This is a genomic window from Mesorhizobium sp. M0909 (assembly GCF_040319515.1).
Taxonomy (GTDB): domain Bacteria; phylum Pseudomonadota; class Alphaproteobacteria; order Rhizobiales; family Rhizobiaceae; genus Mesorhizobium.
This window is the reverse complement of sequence record NZ_JAMYOA010000008.1, coordinates 224,508-244,803: the sequence shown is the minus strand read 5'-3', so window position 1 is coordinate 244,803 and position 20,296 is coordinate 224,508. Positions and strand designations below refer to the sequence as shown.

Here is a 20,296-nt window from a genome sequence, read left to right as displayed (position 1 = left end):
GGCCTGCATGGGACGAAGTGATAGCGCTCAGGCATGCCCAACCGCTTCGCCCGAAAGTGCCATGGCTTCTATGGCCCGTGCGGGCCAGCGTGCCGGGCCGAGAACGCCGCTGCCGCCGCCCGCGACGGCAGGTCCAGCTTGAGCAGAATATTGGCGACGTGGCGCTTGACCGTGTGTTCGCTCAGCCCGAGTTCGGCGGCGATTGCGGCATTGCTCTTGCCGTCGGCAATAAGGTTCACCACCTCGCTTTCGCGCGCCGTCAGTGCGGCCGGCTCGGCAGCCTTGGCCTTCGGCCGGAAGGTCGGCTCCAGATGCTGTTCCGAGGTCGCCTGCACCAACGCCAGCGGCTCATCCAGCTCGTCAAGTGCGATGCGTTCGGCGTCATTGAAATGAAGGCCTGAACCGGCCGCGAGGTCGGCGACCAGCCGCGATGCGATTATGTCGTCGCGCCCGGCATGGGCGGCAAGCTGCATCGTCACGCGCGCAGTCAATCCCGTCGGCGGCCCACGCAACTCGACCTCGCCGACATGCACGCCCTGCGCGCTGGCGACGCCGATTTCCTGCGCCGCATCGCGCAGCGCCGCCGCGCAGCGTACGGCCCGCGCCGGGCCGTCGAAGCGCGCCATCATCAGCTCGCCATGCGTGCCGGCCGGGCGGCCGCCATGGCGCCCGACCAGCAGGCGCCATGTTTCCTGAAAACGCTGGCTGCGCTCGCCCCACATGCGGTCGCCAAGCCGCGCCGTGTCGTAGATCCGGGTGACGAGCAGTGCAGCCAGCACGCGCTCGGCCTCGGCAACGGCGCGCGCTCCGGTCAGGAATTCCTCGATCACATCGGCCACCCGGTCGACATCGCCGGTCCAGATCGGGTGGTCGCGCCCGGGCACCTCGACCAATCGCGAATTCGGGATCTTCCTTGCCAGGAAGCGGCTGGCCTCCGGGTCGACGCGTGCATCGTTTCGGCGGTGGACCAGCAGCGTCGGCGCGCTGATCGCCGCCAGCACGCCGCGCACGTCGATTGCTGCATTCATGCGGGCCAGGGCGATTGCCGCCGTCGGGCTCGCCGACAGCCGCTCGAAGCGCGCCCACCAAGTGGCGAAACGCGGATCGTCGACGCGACCAGGCGCGAAATGCGGCAGGGTGGCGCCGGTGCCCCATGCGGTCTCCGCCGTCGCGATGAAGGCCTCGAGGCGTTCCGGCGGCATCACCCATTTGTGGAAATGGGCATAGCCGCCATAAAGCGCCAGCGCCCGCGTCCGCTCCGGGTAGGTGGCGGCGAACAGCATTGCCATCGGCGCGCCTTCCGAAGCGCCGAGCAAGGCGGCGCGGCCGCTGCCGGTCGCATCCATCACGGCGCGCACATCGTCCATGCGGGTTTCGAGGCTGGGCAGGTGGTGGACATCGACGCGGTCGGACAGGCCGGTGCCGCGCTTGTCGAACAGGATCAGCCGTGAGAACGCGGAAAGCCGCCTCAACAGCCGGCTGTAGCCCTCGTCTTCCCAGTGCAGGTCGAGATTGGAAATGAAACCCGGCACGAAGACGAGATCGAGCGATCCCTGGCCGACCACCTGATAGGCGATCCGCACGTCGCCGCTGAGCGCGTAGCGAGTTTCGATCGGCCTCACGAGTTGTCCGCCCGACCCGACGATTTCTTGTCGGCGATCATAGCAGAGCCACGCAGCTTGCGGCAGATGAAACTTTAGCGCGAGTGAATGTGGGCCCGCGACGCTACTTCTGTGACGCGGCGGTCTCGGTGTTCGCTCCGCCGACGCTAAAACCTGAGCCCTCCGGCGCGCCCGGCCGCTTGATGTGCGGCGCGGCCGCGACGACAAGCTCGTTGAAACCTTCGCCGCCGCTGTCAAGCATCTCGAACAATTGCCGGCGCATTCTCGGCTCCCAGAACTTGTTGATGTGCTCGGCGACGCCGGCAATGCCTTGCTCGCGCGGCTTGGAGTGGAAAAAGGCGGCGATCTGGTTGGCCATGCGAACCAGCTTTTCGCTGGTGCTCATGAGGTGGCCTTCGTCATGCGACATGCTTGGCAACTCCGGAAACCACGCGGTCAGGATGGGTGAAAATATCGAAATCGTCGCCGCGCACCAGCGCCACCAGCGTCATGCCGGCCTCGTCCGCGGTGCGGATGGCAAGTGCGGTCGGCGCCGAGACGGCGATGATGACGGCCGAACCGATCGCCGCAGTCTTCTGCACCATCTCGACCGAAACGCGCGACGTGACGACGACGGCACCGCTGGCGCCGTCGATACCGGCCCTGGCCAGCGCGCCGGCCAGCTTGTCCAGCGCATTGTGGCGGCCGACATCCTCGCGCGCCATGACGACGCCCTTGTCGGGAAGGTAAAAACCGGCGGCGTGGACGGCACCGGTTTCGGCGTGCAGCGGCTGCACCTTCGACAGCAGCTTGACCGAACGGACGATGTCGTTGGCCTGAAGCGTAAGTGTTGACGCACCGACCGAGTTTACCGAGCGCATCGCCTCCTCGATCGATTCGATGCCGCACAACCCGCAGCCGACCGGGCCGGCCAGCCGTCTGCGCCGCGCTTCGAAGCGGGTGTTGGCCTGGTCCTTCAGCCGGATCTGGATGTCGATGCCGGCGCCGTGATCCTCGACCTCGATGGCTTCGATTTCGTCCGGCGAGGCAATGATGCCTTCGGTCAGCGAGAAGCCGAGCGCGAAATCCTCGAAATCGGCCGGGCTTGCCATCATCACCGCATGCGTGGTGCCGGCAAAGGAGAACGCCACCGGCGTCTCTTCCGGCACCATCCGGTTGGCGGCCGCGGTGCCGCCCGCGCGGCGCGCCAGCCGCGAGATCTGCGCAATGGCTTTGCGGCGCGCGGTCAAGGACTACTCCGCCGCTTCCAACTTCGCGATACGGCGGCTTTGCTTTGCCTGCTCGTCATAGTCGCGCTGCCATTCCGACGGGCCGTTGGACGCGCCCACCTGCACTGCGGTCACCTTGTATTCCGGGCAGTTGGTCGCCCAGTCGGAGAAGTCGGTGGTGATGACGTTGGCCTGGGTGTCGGGATGGTGGAAGGTCGTATAGACGACGCCTGGCGACACCCGCTCGGTGATCAGCGCGCGCAGCGTCGTCTCGCCGGAGCGGCTGGTCAGCCGCACCCAGTCGCCGTCGCGCAGGCCGCGATTTTCGGCATCGTGCGGATGGATCTCCAGCCGGTCCTCGCTATGCCAGACCACGTTCTCGGTACGCCGGGTCTGCGCGCCGACATTGTATTGCGACAGGATGCGGCCGGTGGTCAGCAGCAGCGGGAAGCGCGGCCCGGTCCTTTCGTCGGTCGCGACGTATTCGGTGCGGATGAACTTGCCTTTGCCGCGCACGAAGCCGCCAATATGCATGATCGGCGTGCCCTCCGGCGACTTCTCGTTGCAGGGCCACTGCACCGAGCCCACTCTGTCGAGGAGGTCGAAGGAAACGCCGGCGAAGCTCGGCGTCGTCTTGGCGATCTCGTCCATGATCTGCGACGGATGCGTGTAGGTCCAGCCGAGGCCGAGCGCCTTGGCGAGCTCCTGCGTCGTTTCCCAGTCGGCATAGCCGCATTTCGGCTCCATCACCTTGCGCACCATGTTGATGCGGCGCTCGGCATTGGTGAAGGTGCCATCCTTCTCGAGGAAGGTCGAGCCGGGCAGGAAGACATGCGCGTAATTGGCCGTCTCGTTGAGGAAGAGATCGTGCACGACCACGCATTCCATCGCCGCCAGTCCGGCGGCGACATGCTTGGTGTCGGGGTCGGACTGCAGGATATCCTCGCCCTGCACATAGAGCCCCTTGAACGAACCGTCGACGGCTGCATCCAGCATATTGGGGATGCGCAGGCCAGGCTCGTCGTCGAGCTTGACGCCCCACAGGCTCTCATAGATCGCGCGCACCGCGTCGCCTGAAATGTGGCGATAGCCGGGAAGCTCGTGCGGGAACGAGCCCATATCGCAGGAGCCCTGCACATTGTTCTGGCCGCGCAGCGGGTTCACGCCGACGCCCGGCCGGCCGATATTGCCGGTCGCCATGGCGAGGTTGGCAATGGCGATGACGGTGGTCGAGCCCTGGCTGTGCTCGGTCACGCCGAGGCCGTAATAGATCGCGCCGTTGCCGCCGCGGGCGTAGAGCCGGGCCGCGCCGCGTATGTCGTCGGGATCGACATTGGCAAGCTGGCCGACGACCTCCGGGCTGTTTTCCGGCAGTGCCACGAACGACGCCCAGTCCTGGAACTCGTCCCAGTCGCAGCGCTCGCGGATGAAGGCCCCATCGAACAGGCCTTCGGTGACGATGACATGGGCAAGTGCCGTCAGCATGGCGACGTTGGTGCCCGGCTTCAGTGGTAGATGGTACTGAGCCTCGACATGGGCCGAGCGTACGATGTCGGTGCGGCGCGGATCGAGCACGATCAGCTTGGCGCCCTGGCGCATGCGCTTTTTCATGCGCGAAGCGAACACCGGATGCGCATCGGTCGGATTGGCGCCGATCAGCAGGATGACGTCCGTCTGCTCGATCGAATCGAAGTCCTGCGTGCCGGCTGAGGTGCCGAAGGTCTGGCCGAGACCATAGCCGGTCGGCGAATGGCAGACCCGGGCGCAGGTGTCGACATTGTTGTTGCGGAAGCCCTGCCGGACAAGCTTCTGGACGAGGTAGGTCTCCTCGTTGGTGCAGCGCGAGGAGGTGATGCCGCCGATCGAGGTGCGGCCGTACTGGTATTGGATGCGGCGGAATTCGTTCGCCGTGTGGGTGAGCGCCTCTTCCCACGACACTTCGCGCCACGGATCGCTGACCCGCTCGCGGATCATCGGCTTCAGGATCCGGTCCTTGTGCGTCGCATAGCCATAGGCGAAACGGCCCTTGACGCAGGAGTGGCCGTGGTTGGCCTTGCCTGCCTTGTAGGGCATCATGCGAATGACCTCGTCGCCCTTGACCTCGGCCTTGAACGAGCAGCCGACGCCGCAATAGGCGCAGGTGGTGACGGTCGAGCGCTCGGGCAGGCCTTTCGCCAGTACGGTCTTCTCCCTCAGCGCATCGGTCGGGCAGGCCTGCACGCAGGCCCCGCACGACACGCACTCGGAATCGACGAACGCCTCGTGCATGCCGGCCGAGACCCTGGATTCGAAGCCGCGGCCCTCGATGGTCAGCGCGAACGTGCCCTGTACCTCCTCGCAGGCGCGCACGCAGCGCGAGCAGACGATGCATTGCGCCGGATCGTAGGTGAAATAGGGGTTGGATTCATCGCGGGCGATATAGTCGATGGTCAGGGAGCCATGGCCGGGCGCCACGCCGTTTTCCTGCTTGACGTGGTTGCGCCCGTCCACGCCATAGCGGTTCTCGGTCAGGCCGACCGTCCTGACGACCTTGTCGAACTCGCTGGCGCCGGTGCCGGCCTTCTCGCCCCACGCCACCGGGTGGTCAGAGACGTAGAGTTCCATCACGCCGCGGCGAATGGCGTTCAGCCGGTCGCTCTGTGTGTGCACGACCATGCCCTCGCCGACCGGCGTCGTGCACGAGGCCGGCGTGCCGCCGCGCCCGTCGATCTCGACGAGGCAGACCCGGCAGGAGCCAAACGAATCCAGCATGTCGGTTGCGCAGAGCTTCGGGATTTCAACGCCCGCTTCCATAGAAGCGCGCATGATCGAGGTGCCCGCCGGCACCGTCACCGACTTGCCGTCGACTGTCAGCGTTACCTGCTGTTCGGCTTCGGAGGCGGGTGTGCCGTAGTCTATTTCCTGGACCAGCGATTTGATGTCGAATGCCGCGTTCATGCCTGTCCGCTCCTATTCCGCTGCTTCGGCGACCGGCGTCGGCCGAAAGTCGTCCGGGAAATGGTTGAGTGCACTCATCACTGGATATGGGGTGAAGCCGCCGAGAGCGCAAAGCGAGCCGAACTTCATCGTGTTGCAAAGGTCGGTGACCAGCGCGATCTGCTTTTCCGGTTCGATGTTCTGGGCGAGCCGGTCCAGCACCTCGACGCCGCGCGTCGAGCCGATGCGGCACGGCGTGCACTTGCCGCAGCTTTCGATAGCGCAGAATTCCATGGCAAAGCGTGCCTGCTTCAGCATGTCGGCGCTGTCGTCGAAAACGACGATGCCGGCATGGCCGATCAGCCCGTCCTTGGCGGCAAACGCTTCGTAGTCGAACGGCGTGTCGAACAGGGCACGCGGGAAATAGGCGCCGAGCGGGCCACCCACTTGCACCGCCTTGACCGGACGCCCGGTCGCCGTGCCGCCGCCGATATCGTCGACGATCTCACCCAGCGTCATGCCGAACGCCGCCTCGTAGAGACCGGGATATTTGACGTTGCCGGCAATCTGGATCGGGATGGTGCCGCGCGAACGGCCCGTGCCGAAATCCTTGTAGAAGGCGGCGCCCTTGTCCATGATCACCGGCACCGAGGCCAGCGAGATGACGTTGTTGATCACCGTCGGCTTGCCGAACAGGCCCTTGTGCGCCGGCAGTGGCGGTTTGGCCCGCACCTGTCCGCGCTTGCCTTCGAGGCTGTCGAGCAGCGCCGTCTCCTCGCCGCAAACATAGGCGCCGGCGCCGACGCGGACTTCCATGTCGAATGAATTGGCCGAGCCGAGCACATTGACGCCGAGCACGCCGGCCTTGCGGGCGATCTCGACGGCCTTCTGCATCACCGCCACCGCATGCGGATATTCGGAGCGGATATAGATGAACCCCTTCGTCGCGCCGGTGGCGATGCCGGCGATCGCCATGCCTTCGATCAGCGCGAAAGGGTCGCCTTCCATGATCATGCGGTCGGCGAACGTGCCGGAATCGCCTTCATCGGCATTGCAGACGATGTATTTGCGGTCGGCCGACGTATCGAGCACCGTCTTCCATTTGATGCCGGTCGGGAAGCCGGCGCCGCCACGACCGCGCAGCCCGGACTCGGTCACCTGCTTGACGATGTCGGCCGGCGTCATCGCCACTGCATTCTGCAAGCCGTTCAGCCCGCCATGCGCCTTGTAGTGATCGAGCGACAGCGGATCGGTGACGCCGCAGCGCGCAAAGGTCAACCGCGTCTGCCTGGCCAGGAATGGGATCTTGTCGGGAGCGCCGAGCCAGCGCTTGTGGTGACCGCCGGTGAGGAAGCCGCAGTCGAACAGGCTTTTGACGTCGGATGGCTTCACCGGCCCATAGGCGATACGGCCATTGGCCGTTGCCACCTCGACCATCGGCTCGAGGAAATAGGCGCCGCGCGAGCCGTTGCGCACGATCTTGGCCTCGATGCCGCGCTCGGCCAATTCCGCCCGAACCGCTTTGGCGACCTTTTCCGCGCCCAGCGCCAGCGCGCCGGAATCGCCGGGAATATAGATACGCGGGATCATGAGCGCACCTCAGCAACGATTTCATTGAGCTTTTCGTCGTCGAGCCGCCCGATCACCTCGCCGTCCAGCATCGCCGACGGCGAGCAGGCGCAAAGGCCGAGGCAATAGACCGGCTCCAGCGTCACCGAACCGTCGCGGGTTGTCTCGTGGAAGCCTATGCCCAGCAACGATTTGAGCCTGGCGGCAATCGCATCCGAACCCATCGACTGGCAGGCTTCCGCCTGGCAGAGCTTCAGCACATGCCGGCCGGCCGGCTGGCAGCGATAATCGTGATAGAAGGTGACGACGCCATGCACCTCGGCCCTGGAGATGTTCAGCGCCTCGGCGATGACCGGCAGCGCGTCCTGCGGCACATGGCCGAACTCTTCCTGTATGCCGTGCAGGATCGGCAACAGCGGGCCTTCGAGGCCTTTCAACTCGTGGATGATCGCCGCGGTGCGCGATGCGATCTCGGTACTTGCAGGCTGCATCGTCATGCAGCGCCCTCCCTGGTCGTGGCGGTCTTCCGCTAAGTGCTTAGGAAATCAGAGGAAACCCGCTAAATCAATAAAGCCGATCCGTTGCTCGATAGAAATTTTCTATCGTTCGCGATCGCCAGCATTGTCTAGCCTAGCGACGGGTGCGGAAATCGTCCGCCAGCGCCATTGCCTCGTCCAACAGCGCCGAGACCAGCGGTGTGTGCGGTTCGCGCGGCGCCGCCACCAGCCCGACGGTGTGGCTGGCATCCGGCTCGACGATCGGGATAGCCCGGATCGGCTCGGAAAAGCCGAATGTTTCCGCAAGGTTAAGCGGCATGATGGACGACCATTTGCCGGTGCGGATATGCGAGAACAGCACGATCATCGAGTTGGATTCCAATGTCGGCCGCACCTGCACGCCGGCTTCGGCCAGATGCTGGTCGATGATGCGGCGGTTCTGCATGTCCGGCGTCAGCAGGCAGAGCGGCAGCTGACTGAGCTCGGCCCATGTCACTTTGTCGCGGTCGAAATACGGGTTCCCGACGGCGGTGATCAGCTGATAGCGCTCGTCGTAGAGCGGCACGCTGGTGACGCGTCCGAGCGGCTCGTTGTCGAGATAGGTGATGCCGGCGTCGATATCGAAATTGCCGAGCAGCGACAGCACCTCGATCGAGGTCCGCGACAGCACCGAGAAGGTGACGCCGGGGTGTTTTGCCCGAAACGGCGTCGTCAATCGCGCCACCATGGCCAGCGCCGTCGGGATCGCCGCGATGCGGATACGCCCTGACAGGCCGTGACGCGCCGCCCGCATCTCCTCGCGCATGGTCCTGCTATCGCCGACGATGCGGCGCGCCCACACCAGCACCTGTTTGCCTTCCGGCGTCAGTCCCTGGAAACGCGAGCCGCGCAGCACCAGCATCACGCCGAGCTGGCCCTCCAGCTGCTTAATGCCGGCCGAAAGTGTCGGCTGGGTGACGCCGCATACTTCGGCCGCCCGGCCGAAATGCTCTTCCTTGGCAAGTGCTATGAAGAATTCCAGCTTGTCGATCATGCCGTCGGGAGCCTGTCACGGACGATATGTCCTATCGTAGCGCGCAAGGTCGTGGAAATCGCCTTCGGCCGCAAGCCGCCTGTGTAAATCGTCCGCATCCACATCTTTCAGCCGGCTTACTGTTTCCCGCAATGGAATGCGGCGCTATGTGGATCAGACGGGGTCGTGGACTGGACAGGACGGGAGACCGAACATGCTGGGCTGGTTCCGCAAGCTTTTGCCGCGCGAAGATCGCTTCTTCGACCTGTTCGAGCGGCATTCCCGCACCGTGGTCGGTGGCGCCGAGGCACTGCAGCAGCTTCTGCAGGGCAACGACATCGACCGCTGGTGTCAGACGATCATCGATCTCGAGGACGAAGCCGATCAGATCACCGCGGAGGTGCTGCTTGCGGTGCGGCGCTCCTTCATCACGCCCTTCGATCGCGGCGACATCAAGGACCTGATCCAGTCGATGGATGATGCCATCGACATGATGCACAAGACCGTCAAGACGGTAAGGCTGTTCGAGAAGAAGGAATTCGACCCGCTGATGCAGGAAATGGGAGGCGTCATCGTCGAGGCCGCCAAGTTGGTGGCCGAGGCGATCCCGCTGCTCGGCAAGGTCGGGGCGCACACGGTGCGCCTCAATGCCATCGCCGAGGAAGTCATGCGCGCCGAAGGCCGGGCCGACGACCTGCACGAGCAAGGCTTGAAGGACCTGTTCAAGCGGCATGGCCGCAGCGACCCGATGGCCTATCTGATCGGCAGCGAGATCTACGGCCAGCTGGAGAAGGTGGTCGACCGCTTCGAGGACGTTGCCAACGAAATCAGCGGCATCGTCATCGAGAACGTATAGTGGAAGCCGCGATAACCTTTCCCGTGCTGGTCGGCCTTGTCGTCGTCGCGCTGTTCTTCGATTTCCTCAACGGCCTGCACGATGCCGCCAACTCCATCGCCACCATCGTCTCCACCAGGGTGCTGCGGCCGCATTATGCGGTGTTCTGGGCGGCCTTCTTCAATTTCATCGCCTTCATGTTCTTCGGTCTCCACGTGGCGGAGACGCTGGGAACCGGCATCATCGACGCCAGCATCGTCACGCCGGCAGTGATCTTCGCAGCACTTGTCGGCGCCATCGTCTGGAACATCGTCACCTGGCTCGTCGGCATCCCGTCCAGCAGTTCGCACGCGCTGATCGGCGGTCTGGTCGGCGCCGGCGTCGCCAAGGCAGGCACCGGCGCCATTGTCTGGGCCGGGTTGGGCAAGACCACGGCGGCAATCGTGCTATCGCCGGCGGCAGGCTTTCTGCTGGCGCTCGTCCTGATCCTCGCGGTCTCTTGGCTGTTCCTGCGGCAGACACCGTTTGCCGTCGACAGCACCTTCCGCGTCATGCAGTTCTTTTCCGCCTCGCTCTATTCGCTTGGACATGGCGGCAACGACGCGCAGAAGACCATGGGCATCATCGCCGTGCTGCTCTATTCGCAAGGCATGCTCGGCGCGAATTTTTACGTGCCGCTGTGGGTCGTCATCACCTGTCAGTCGGCGCTGGCGCTGGGCACATTGTTCGGCGGCTGGCGCATCGTCCACACCATGGGCTCCAAGATCACCCGGCTGAACCCGATGCAGGGTTTCTGCGCCGAGACCGGCGGTGCGATTACCCTGTTCGCCGCCACCTGGCTGGGTATTCCTGTATCGACCACGCACACGATCACCGGCGCCATCATCGGCGTCGGCGCCGCCCGCCGCGTCTCCGCCGTTCGCTGGGGCATTGCCGGCAACATCGTGGTGGCATGGATCGTCACCTTGCCGGCAACCGCGGCCATCGCGGCTCTCACCTACCTCGCGGTCGGCCTGGCATGGTGACAGCACCGTAGCACTGCGCGGCAGGCGATGCGCCGTATCTACCTATCCACAAGGTTCAGGATGTTGCCGTCCGGATCCTTGAACCATGCGACCTTCATGCCCTGGCCGACATGGACATCGCCCTCAAGCGTCAGGCCTGGCATGTCGTAATGCTCGAAGGTCACGCCCTTCGATTTCAATGCCTTGACGATTTTGCCGAGTTCATCGCCGACCGTCCAGGTCACAGCGGTCGCCTTGTTGGTCCCGGCGAAGTTCGAACGGTACACGTTGATGGCGGTATCGCCGCTTTCATAGACGATCAGTTCACCACCCTCATTGTGCACTTCTTTCAGGCCGAGCGTTCCTTCGTAAAAAGCCCTGGCCTTGGCCAGGTCCTTCACAGCGAGATTGGCCGTTGCGTTGCTGTTTGCGAGCATGATTCGTCTCCTTCCCTGGCGTTCATTCCATGTCCACTGAAATAGGTTGCGTTGACGATTTGGCGACGGCCACTCCCGCTGGAAATGCTGCCGTATGGTCGCTTCCTCCCCGATACGCCGCTGCAACTGTTGGTCCATCGCTTGGTTCTGTTCCGGAACTGCATTATCTGGAGCGGAAAAGTAGAGGAAAAACTCATGCCCGCCGCCCATGAAAACGTGACCAAGGAAATGGTTATCGAGCGCCTGAAGACGGTCAATGGGCCGGATTTCACCGGCAATATCGTCGATCTCGGCATGGTTTCCGAGATTTTCATTGCCGACGCCAAGGTGTTCTTCTCGATCACCGTTCCCGCTGCCCGTGCCCAGGAGATGGAGCCGCTGCGTGCGGCGGCCGAACGTGTTGTCAAGGCGATCCCCGGTGTCGCCGGCGCCGTGGTCGCGCTGACGGCGGAAAAGAAGGGCGGCGGCATGGAGGCGCCGGTTCCGCAAAGACCGGCTCAGAGGCCCGCTCCACCGGCCGCACCTGCCCGTCCCGCCCCACAGGCGCCCGCCTCGCACAGCCAGGGCAAGCGCGGCGTACCCGGCATCGAGGCCATCATCGCCGTCGCTTCCGGCAAGGGCGGGGTTGGCAAGTCGACCACCGCCGTCAATATCGCCCTTGGGCTTGCCGCCAACGGGCTGCGGGTCGGCGTGCTCGATGCCGATATTTATGGCCCTTCCATGCCGCGTCTGCTCAACATTCGTGGCAGGCCGCAGACCGTCGACGGCAAGATCCTGAAACCGATGCAGAATTATGGCCTCAAGGTCATGTCGATGGGCTTCCTCGTCGATGAGGAGACGCCGATGATCTGGCGCGGGCCGATGGTGATGTCGGCATTGACGCAGATGCTGCGCGAGGTCGAATGGGGACCGCTCGATGTGCTCGTCGTCGACATGCCGCCCGGCACCGGCGACGCCCAGCTGACCATGGCCCAACAGGTGCCGCTGGCCGGCGCCGTCATCGTCTCGACGCCACAGGACCTGGCCCTGATCGATGCGCGCAAAGGCCTCAACATGTTCAGAAAGGTCGACGTGCCGCTATTGGGTATCGTCGAAAATATGAGCTATTTTCTCGCCCCCGATACGGGAAAACGCTACGACATCTTCGGCCATGGCGGCGCGCGCCGCGAGGCCGAGCGTCTCGGGGTCACCTTCCTTGGCGAAGTGCCGCTCGAGATGGGCATCCGCGAAAGCTCGGATGCTGGCACGCCGGTGGTGGTCTCGAAACCCGATGGCGCCGAGGCGAAAATCTACCGCGACATCGCCGCCAAGGTTTGGGACCGCGTCAATGAAGAGCGCGGCGCGGCCGAGGCTGCAGTGCCGAGCATCGTGTTCGAGTGATGCGGATGTCCTCCCCCAAGTGGGACCTTGAGGGGAGGGCGGCCGGAACGGCCGGGTAGGTCCGCGGCGACACGTTCCAGCTTTTCCGGGATAGCGGGCTGACAAACCACGATCCCGACTAGCGCGGAGGCAGATGTGTGTCTATCGCACCAAAGTGCGGATTCGGATGGCGCGTGCCCCTTGCCTGCTCCCGCGCGTTGTCATATCGATTTGTCATACAAATACGGAGACCACGATGGCAGGCGCCCCCACCAGCAAGAAAAAATTTCGCTCGCAGGAGTGGTTCGACAATCCCGACAATCCGGGCATGACGGCACTCTATCTGGAACGTTACCTGAATTACGGGCTGACGCGGGCCGAACTGATGTCCGGCAAGCCGCTGATCGGCATCGCGCAGACCGGCTCGGACCTGTCGCCCTGCAACCGCCACCACATCGAACTGGCCAAGCGCGTGCGCGAAGGCATTGTCTCGATGGGTGGCATCCCTTTCGAGTTCCCTTGCCACCCGATCCAGGAGACCGGCAAACGGCCGACTGCTGCACTTGATCGCAACCTTGCCTATCTCAGCCTGGTGGAGGTGCTCTACGGCTATCCGCTCGACGGTGTGGTGCTCACCATCGGCTGCGACAAGACGACGCCGGCCATGCTGATGGCCGCGGCCACCGTCAACATCCCGGCTATCGCGCTTTCGGTCGGGCCGATGCTCAACGGCTGGCACAAGGGCAAGCGCACCGGCTCCGGCACTATCGTCTGGGAATCGCGCCAGCGCCTGTCGGCTGGCGAGATTGGCTATGACGAGTTCATGGATATCGTTGCCTCCTCGGCGCCGTCGACCGGCTATTGCAACACGATGGGCACCGCCACCACGATGAATTCGCTGGCCGAGGCGCTCGGCATGCAATTGCCAGGCTCGGCCGCTATCCCCGCCCCCTATCGCGAACGCGGCCAGATCGCCTACGAGACCGGAAAGCGCATCGTCGACATGGTGCATGAGGATCTGAAGCCCTCCGACATCATGACCCGTAAGGCCTTCGAGAACGCCATCGTCGTCAACTCGGCGATCGGCGGCTCGACCAATGCGCCGATCCACCTCAACGCCATCGCCCGCCATCTCGGCGTGCCGCTCGACAATGACGATTGGCAGAAGGTCGGCCTCAACATACCGCTCATCGTCAATCTGCAGCCGACGGGCGAATATCTCGGCGAGGACTATCACCATGCCGGCGGCGTGCCGGCCGTGATCGCCGAACTGATGAAGGGCGGCCTGCTGCCCTATCCGGAAGCCACGACCGCTAACGGCAATACCATCGGCGACAATTGCCGCGGCGCCGTTAACGAGAACCTCGACGTCATCCGCCCGGTTGCCGAGCCGCTGAAAGCCAATGCCGGCTTCATCAATCTCAAGGGCAATCTGTTCGATTCGGCGATCATGAAGACCAGCGGCATCTCGCCCGAGTTCCGCGAGCGCTATCTGTCGAACCCGAAGGACCCCGAAGCCTTCGAGGGCAACGCCATGGTCTTCGACGGCCCCGAGGACTATCACGCCCGCATCGACGACCCGGCACAGGGCATCGACGAGCACACCATCCTGTTCATGCGCGGCGCCGGTCCGATCGGCTATCCCGGCGGCGCCGAAGTCGTCAACATGCAGCCGCCTGCCTATCTGATCAAAAAGGGCATCCACGCGCTGGCCTGTATCGGCGACGGTCGTCAGTCGGGCACGTCGGGCTCGCCGTCGATCCTCAACGCCTCGCCGGAAGCCGCCATCGGCGGCGGCCTGGCGCTGCTGAAGACCGGCGACCGCGTCCGCATCGACCTGCGCAAGGGCACCGCCGACATCCTCGTCAGCGACGACGAGATCGCGCGGCGCCGCGCCGAGCTGCAGAACAATGGCGGCTATCACTATCCGAAGCACCAGACGCCCTGGCAGGAAATCCAGCGCGGCATGGTCGACCAGTTTTCCGAAGGCATGGTGCTGAAGCCGGCGGTGAAATACCAGGATGTGGCTCATACAAGCGGCGTGCCGAGGGACAATCACTGACCAGGGTCCATCGCACGGGCCAGCCGTCAGGTCGCCGGTGTTGCGGTCTCCTCATTTCTCCCCGTTAACAGCCCGCTAACGGGGAGAAATGCCCGGCACAGAGTTGGACGCGATCGTTTGTCAAAAACGATTGTCCTGCGACAGCAGGGACAAATGCTTGACAAGCGAGCGTGACAAATCCACGATCATCGCAAGGGGTGCATCGCGACGACCCCGTGAGGCGTCAGCCCAACGTTCGCGTCCAAGCTTCTCTTTCAAGGAGGTGGACGCCATGCCGTCAACAACCGCTATCACTGTATCGCAACTGTCCCGTCTGATTGGGCTGCCGGGTGCACCCGCAATCATCGACGTCCGCATCGATGATGACTACAACGCCGATCCGCGCCTGCTGCCGGGGTCGGATCGGCGTGATTTCAGGACTGTCTCGAACTGGGCTGCCGACTTCGCCGGCAGGCAAGTGACAGTCGTCTGCCAGCAGGGGAAAAAGCTCTCGCAAGGCGTGGCCGCATGGCTGCGGCACGAGGGCATAGCCGCCGAATCGCTCGACGGCGGGTTTGAAGCATGGCGCGATGCCAAGGGCCTTCTCGTTCACGCCGACAAGATACCGCCCGCCGACGCCAAGGGCCGCACCGTTTGGGTGACGCGTACGCGCCCGAAGGTCGACCGCATCGCCTGCCCCTGGCTGATCCGGCGCTTCATCGATCCTCACGCGGTCTTTCTCTTCGTCGAGCCGACCGAAGTGGCAGCCGTCGCCGATCGCTTTCAGGCCGTGCCTTTCGACATCGAGAACGTGTTCTGGAGCCACCGCGGCGAACGCTGCACCTTCGACACCATGATCGAGGAGTTCGGGCTTAAATCGGAAGCGCTCGATCGCCTGGCCACGATCATACGCGCTGCCGATACTGCGAGCCTCGATCTTGTTCCACAGGCGGCCGGCTTCCTGGCCGCCTCGCTTGGCCTGTCACGGATGTTTCGCAACGATCTGGAGCAGCTCGAGGCCGGCATGCTGCTCTATGATATGTTCTTCCGCTGGTGCCGCGATGCCACCGAGGAGACGCATAACTGGCCGGCCGCCGGCGCAGTCAGCGCGGGCAAACCATCGTGAGCGCCGTCCTTTCGAAAAAGTCGGCGGAGATCCAGGATCCCGCTGTGCCGAGCTTCCGGCAGGCCGTGAAGGTCTGGGCGAAAATCGGGGTGCTCAGCTTCGGCGGCCCGGCCGGGCAGATCGCGCTCATGCACAAGGAACTGGTCGAGGACCGGCGCTGGATCGGCGAACAGCGCTTCCTGCATGCGTTGAACTACTGCATGCTGCTGCCTGGCCCTGAGGCCCAGCAGCTCGCCATCTATATCGGCTGGTTGCTGCACAAAACGGTCGGCGGCCTTGTTGCCGGCATTCTCTTCGTCGTGCCGGGCGCGCTTGTAATGCTCGTCCTGAGCAGCCTCTATGCGCTCTATGGCGATGTACCACTCGTCGCGGCGCTGTTTTTCGGGGTCAAGGCAACCGTGCTCGCCATTGTCATCGAGGCGGTGATCCGGATCGGCAGACGCGCGCTGAAAAACCCGGTCATGGTGTCGATCGCACTCGCCGCCTTCATCGCCATCTACGCGTTGAACGTGCCGTTTCCGCTGATCGTGCTGCTTGCCGGCCTGGCAGGCTGGATCGGCAACCGTAGTGCGCCGGCATTTTTTTCCGGCGCACCACAGGGCAAGGGCGATGTTCCCGACGTCAAAGGCGCGGTCGATCTGATGTTCGAGCGCGGCGAACTGACTCACGTCAGACCGACGCGATGGCATGCGCCGCGCATTTTGGCGATCTGGCTGCCGATCTGGCTCGGGCCTGTTCTGCTGGTCTGGACTTTTACCGGCTCTGCCAGCGTATGGACGCAAATCGGTGGCTTTTTCAGTGTCATGGCGGTCGTCACCTTCGGCGGCGCCTACGCCGTGCTTGCCTATGTCGCGCAGGCAGCGGTCGAGTCCTTCGGCTGGCTGGCACCCGGTGAAATGGTCGACGGCCTTGGGCTTGCCGAAACCACGCCCGGCCCGTTGATCCTGGTCTTGCAGTTCGTCGGCTTCGTCGCCGCCTTCCGCCACTCCGGCGCGCTCGCGCCGCTTCTTGCCGGATTGTTTGGAGCGCTGCTTACGCTGTGGGCGATGTTTACCCCATGTTTCCTGTGGATATTCCTTGGCGCGCCTTACATCGAAGCGCTGCGCGGCAACAAGGCACTGTCGGCGGCGCTCGGTGCGATCACCGCCGCCGTCGTCGGCGTCATCATGAACCTCGCTCTATGGTTCGGCTTGCACGTCATCTTCGGCGAAGTTCGCAATGTCGGGCTTGGAATGGACGTGCCGGTGCTTTCATCGATAGACTGGCGCGCGGCGCTGCTTTCCTGTGCCTCGATGATCGCCATCCTGAAGCTGAAGATCGGCATGCTGCCGACGCTTGCCGGATCGGCGCTGGCCGGTGTGTTGTTGCTCGCGGCGAGCGGGTAACGCTCAGCCGCCCATTCTGTCGCGCGGCAGCTTGATCATATCGCCGAAGCGGGCGCGCAATTTGTCGTCGACCGGTTTTGGCACATGGCGCGGGAAGCGTTCGGCAAGCACGCGTTTCTTCTCGATGATCGCCCGTTGCAGGATATCGGGCCTGCCTTTCTCATTCCATTCCTTCGGCGAAAAGCGGTCGCCGACGGCCGGATAGAAATATTCGGTCTGCATCAGCCGCAGCGTCTGCTCGTTGCCCAGATAATGGCCCGGCCCTTTCAGGCAGACATCGGCAATGGTGTCGATCGACAGCGACTCGTCCGTCACTTCGATGCCGCGCACGCAGCGCAGGCAGTGGCCGAGCATGTCATTGTCGATGATCAGGCTCTCCAGGCAGAAGCCGAGCAGCGAGGCATGCATGCCGGCCGACTCATAGACCAGGTTGAGGCCGGCGAGACCGGCCATCACGTCGGTTATGCCCTTTTCGTAGCCGGACTGAATGTCAGGCAGTTTCGAATCTGTCATGCCGGCGGCCGAACCGCCCGGCAGGTCGTAGAATTGCGCCATCTGCGCGCAGGCCGCGGTCAGCACCGCCTGCTCGGCCGAACCGCCCGACATGGCGCCGGTCCTGAGATCCGAGACAAACGGCCAGGTGCCGAAGATCGCTGGATGGCCTGGCTTGATGGCGTTGACGTAGATGAGGCCAACGAGCACTTCGGCGACCGCCTGCACCACGGCGCCGGCAATCGCCGCCGGTGCCGTCGCACCCGCCTGTCCTGCCGACAGCAGCAGGATCGGAATTCCGCCCTCGACACAGGCTTCGAGAACACCGCAGGCGTCCTCGGCAAATTTCATCGGCGGCACGACGAAGCAGTTCGAATTGGAGACGAAAGGCCGGGCGCGAAAATTCGCTTCGCCGCCCGCGATCGCATAGAGCATGTCGAGCGCCGGCTTGACGTTCTCGCGCACGGTAAACGAGGTCCCGACATGCTTCGACGTGCCCATGACGCAGGCGTAGAGCGTGTTGAAATCCATATCGAGCGGATCGGGAATGTCGCGCGGCACCATCGGCCGCTGGAAGAAATGGATGTTGTCGAGCCCTTCGACCAGGCGCGCGGCATCGTAAATGTCCTGCAGCAGCGACTCGCGATACTCACGCTTTTCGACATCGACAAGATGCACCGCAGCACCAGCCGTGCCGTAATGCACACGCTTGCCCTGGATCACCATGTCGTGCTTCGGATCCTGGCCGTGCAGGGTGAAATGCCGCGCCGCTTTCTTGATGGTGTCGAGCACAAGGCCGCGAGGAAAGCGCAGGCGGCCGTCCTCACCGAGGGTCGCGCCCGCCTTGGTCAGTGCCTCGATGCAGGAGGGGATGGCATTAGCGAAGCCGACCGTCTCCAGAAGGGTAAGCACGGCCTCATGGATACGTTCGCAATCATTGCCGCTGAGCGGGCTGTAGCTCCCACCTTCGAGGCCGGCGCGCACCGGCTTGACGTCGTCGGCAAGCGGTGCCGCCCGCATGGCGCGGCGCGCCTCGCGCCCGCCGGACCGCCGCGAACGCTGGTCTGCGGACACGTCCTGCTTCTCATGGGCCATTGGCATGAAGGCACTCCAACTTTAGCTGCGGAGCGGGCGCGGCGGTTGGTCCACCATCGGCCTGCTTCGTCCCCTCTATACAGCGACTATGCCGCCGGCATTGGCACAGCCTATGTGCCAGCCGGTCCCGTCGCATATGCCAAGGAGCTAAAGGACCGGAGCCGCACTACATGCGCCAGGCTCCGGTCGGGGAAGGGAGATCAGGCCGCTGCCGGCCTGCGTCCAGCTGCCGTCGCCAGTTCGCGGATGCCGGGTTCGATGTGCTGCAGCGCGATCGATGAAATGCCCAAGCGCATGAAGCGCGAAGGCTTTTCGGTGCGATCGAAGAAGCGGTCGCCGGGCTCGATGATGACGCTGCGCGAGGCTGCGGCCTCCGCCAGTCCGCGCGAATCGGTGCCGCGCGGCCCCTCGAGCCAGAGCGACGTACCGCCGGCCGAATCGGTCGAGCGCCACTCAGGCAGGAAGGCAGAAATCGCATGGACCAGACGCTTGCGCCTCTCGTCGAAGGCGCTCGACAGCCGCCGCACCAGCGCCTCGTGATGGCCGAGCGACAGGAAGAGCGCCACGGCGCGCTGGTTGTTGGCCGGCGGATGGCGCAGCATGAAGCGGCGCAGCGCCCGAAGCTCGGAGATCAGCCCGGCCGAGGCGACGATGTAGCCGAGCCTGAGGCCGGGAGCCAGCGTCTTCGACATCGAGCCGACATAGACGACGCGGCCGGACCGATCGAGGCTCTTCAGCGCCTGCTGCGGCGCCTCGTCCAGGAGCTGGCTGTCATAGCCGTCCTCGATGATGATCTGGTTGTGCCGGTTGGCGCGCGCCAGAAGATCCTGCCGCCGCTCCGCCGACAGCGGCACCATGGTCGGGCAATGGTGGCTGGGCGTGACGAAGACGAAGCCGGAATCACTGGGAATGGCAGAGGTTACGATGCCGGAGGGGTCGACTGGAACCGGCTGGATATCGGCGCCGGCCAGCCGGAAGATCGAGCGTGCATCGGGATAGCCGGGGTCTTCCATCGCCACCTTGGAGCCCTTGGTCATCAAAAGCGTGGCCAGCATGTAAAGCGCGTTCTGCGCGCCCAGCGTCACGATGATCTCGTCCGGATTGGCGAAGATGCCGCGCCGCGGCAGCAGCCGGGCCTGGATCTGCTCGATCAGGAGCGGATCGTCGCGGTCGACCATGTCGGATGCCCAGTTGCGGATTTCGAGCACCGCCAGCGCCATGCGGTTGCACTCGCGCCATTCGGCGGTCGGGAACAGCGCCGGGTCGAACTGGCCGTAGACGAAGGGGTAGGACGACTTGATCCAGTTGTCGTGCTTGGCCGGCGGCGGCATGTCGCTCGCCGCGATCTGCCGGCGCGCCTTCCAGTCGATCTCGTTGGCCTGGTCGGGCGCCTTCTGGTGCGGCTTGGCCGGCGTCGCCAGCACCTCGGGATTGACAAAATGGCCGCGGCGCTCGCGCGCCACCAGGAAGCCCTGGTCGACCAGCTGCTGGAAGGCCAGCACCACGGTGCCCCGCGCCACGCCGAGTTTTTCGGCAAGAATCCGGCAGGACGGAAGCGGCATCGAAGCCGCGATCTGCCGGTCGAGGATGGCGGCGACGATCGCCTGGCGGATCTGCGCCTGCAGGGTCTGACCGGAGTCCGCCGAAATCCGGAACAGGCCGGACCATATGGCCGTGTCGTTTCGCTGTGGCATGGGA

Annotated in this window: 16 protein-coding genes; 6 read left to right on the top strand and 10 right to left on the bottom strand. The window is 64.4% G+C overall.

Annotated elements, in window-relative coordinates; translation table 11 throughout:
- Positions 1–68 precede the first annotated feature (68 nt).
- The 7 genes from NKH83_RS15515 to NKH83_RS15485 all read right to left on the bottom strand — a co-directional run bounded on the left by NKH83_RS15515 (position 69) and on the right by NKH83_RS15485 (position 8,845).
- Positions 69–1,622 carry an alpha/beta fold hydrolase gene (locus NKH83_RS15515; RefSeq protein ID WP_352476046.1) on the bottom strand — a complete coding sequence of 518 codons (1,554 nt, stop codon included), beginning with the start codon at positions 1,620–1,622 and terminating at the stop codon, positions 69–71.
- Positions 1,623–1,725: 103 nt separating this feature from the next.
- The gene (locus NKH83_RS15510; RefSeq protein WP_352476045.1) at positions 1,726–2,031 is read right to left on the bottom strand and encodes a formate dehydrogenase subunit delta; all 306 of its coding nucleotides are present in this window, start codon (positions 2,029–2,031) and stop codon (positions 1,726–1,728) included.
- A complete protein-coding gene (fdhD, locus tag NKH83_RS15505; RefSeq protein WP_352476044.1) occupies positions 2,021–2,851 on the bottom strand; it encodes a formate dehydrogenase accessory sulfurtransferase FdhD in 831 nt (276 codons plus the stop codon). The genes NKH83_RS15510 and fdhD overlap by 11 nt, the downstream gene beginning before the upstream one ends.
- A gap of 3 nt (positions 2,852–2,854) precedes the next feature.
- The gene (fdhF, locus tag NKH83_RS15500; RefSeq protein ID WP_352805549.1) at positions 2,855–5,767 is read right to left on the bottom strand and encodes a formate dehydrogenase subunit alpha; all 2,913 of its coding nucleotides are present in this window, start codon (positions 5,765–5,767) and stop codon (positions 2,855–2,857) included.
- A 12-nt stretch (positions 5,768–5,779) separates the two neighbouring features.
- Positions 5,780–7,336 (bottom strand): formate dehydrogenase beta subunit, encoded by a 1,557-nt coding sequence (locus NKH83_RS15495; RefSeq protein WP_352805547.1) that lies wholly within the window; start codon positions 7,334–7,336, stop codon positions 5,780–5,782.
- Positions 7,333–7,812, bottom strand: a complete 480-nt coding sequence (locus NKH83_RS15490; RefSeq protein WP_352476041.1) for a formate dehydrogenase subunit gamma — start codon at positions 7,810–7,812, stop codon at positions 7,333–7,335. Before NKH83_RS15490 ends, NKH83_RS15495 begins: the two co-directional genes overlap by 4 nt.
- Before the next feature lie 133 nt (positions 7,813–7,945).
- Positions 7,946–8,845, bottom strand: a complete 900-nt coding sequence (locus tag NKH83_RS15485; RefSeq protein WP_254816176.1) for a LysR family transcriptional regulator — start codon at positions 8,843–8,845, stop codon at positions 7,946–7,948.
- A 193-nt stretch (positions 8,846–9,038) separates the two neighbouring features.
- Here NKH83_RS15485 and NKH83_RS15480 point away from each other — a divergent pair, with 193 nt between their 5' ends.
- Positions 9,039–9,680, top strand: coding sequence for a DUF47 domain-containing protein (locus NKH83_RS15480; protein WP_254816177.1), 642 nt, complete (start codon positions 9,039–9,041; stop codon positions 9,678–9,680).
- Positions 9,680–10,684: an inorganic phosphate transporter gene (locus tag NKH83_RS15475; RefSeq protein ID WP_352476040.1), complete on the top strand. Its 1,005-nt coding sequence runs from the start codon at positions 9,680–9,682 to the stop codon at positions 10,682–10,684. Before NKH83_RS15480 ends, NKH83_RS15475 begins: the two co-directional genes overlap by 1 nt.
- Before the next feature lie 38 nt (positions 10,685–10,722).
- Here the strand turns inward: NKH83_RS15475 and NKH83_RS15470 are convergent, their stop codons facing one another.
- Positions 10,723–11,100 (bottom strand): VOC family protein, encoded by a 378-nt coding sequence (locus NKH83_RS15470; protein WP_352476079.1) that lies wholly within the window; start codon positions 11,098–11,100, stop codon positions 10,723–10,725.
- Positions 11,101–11,295: 195 nt separating this feature from the next.
- Here NKH83_RS15470 and NKH83_RS15465 point away from each other — a divergent pair, with 195 nt between their 5' ends.
- The 4 genes from NKH83_RS15465 to chrA all read left to right on the top strand — a co-directional run bounded on the left by NKH83_RS15465 (position 11,296) and on the right by chrA (position 17,011).
- Positions 11,296–12,480: an Mrp/NBP35 family ATP-binding protein gene (locus NKH83_RS15465; RefSeq protein ID WP_352476039.1), complete on the top strand. Its 1,185-nt coding sequence runs from the start codon at positions 11,296–11,298 to the stop codon at positions 12,478–12,480.
- 235 nt (positions 12,481–12,715) lie between these two features.
- The gene (locus tag NKH83_RS15460) at positions 12,716–14,521 is read left to right on the top strand and encodes an IlvD/Edd family dehydratase (RefSeq protein WP_352476038.1); all 1,806 of its coding nucleotides are present in this window, start codon (positions 12,716–12,718) and stop codon (positions 14,519–14,521) included.
- A gap of 271 nt (positions 14,522–14,792) precedes the next feature.
- Positions 14,793–15,626 carry a chromate resistance protein ChrB domain-containing protein gene (locus NKH83_RS15455; protein ID WP_352476037.1) on the top strand — a complete coding sequence of 278 codons (834 nt, stop codon included), beginning with the start codon at positions 14,793–14,795 and terminating at the stop codon, positions 15,624–15,626.
- On the top strand, positions 15,623–17,011 hold the full coding sequence (gene chrA / locus NKH83_RS15450; protein ID WP_352476036.1) for a chromate efflux transporter: 1,389 nt from the start codon (positions 15,623–15,625) through the stop codon (positions 17,009–17,011). The genes NKH83_RS15455 and chrA overlap by 4 nt, the downstream gene beginning before the upstream one ends.
- A 3-nt stretch (positions 17,012–17,014) precedes the next feature.
- Here chrA and NKH83_RS15445 read toward each other — a convergent pair whose 3' ends face one another.
- Together NKH83_RS15445 and pdxR are read right to left on the bottom strand one after the other, a co-directional pair.
- The gene (locus NKH83_RS15445; RefSeq protein WP_352476035.1) at positions 17,015–18,604 is read right to left on the bottom strand and encodes a trimethylamine methyltransferase family protein; all 1,590 of its coding nucleotides are present in this window, start codon (positions 18,602–18,604) and stop codon (positions 17,015–17,017) included.
- Positions 18,605–18,798: 194 nt separating this feature from the next.
- On the bottom strand, positions 18,799–20,292 hold the full coding sequence (gene pdxR, locus NKH83_RS15440; protein WP_352702400.1) for a MocR-like pyridoxine biosynthesis transcription factor PdxR: 1,494 nt from the start codon (positions 20,290–20,292) through the stop codon (positions 18,799–18,801).
- Positions 20,293–20,296 lie beyond the last annotated feature (4 nt).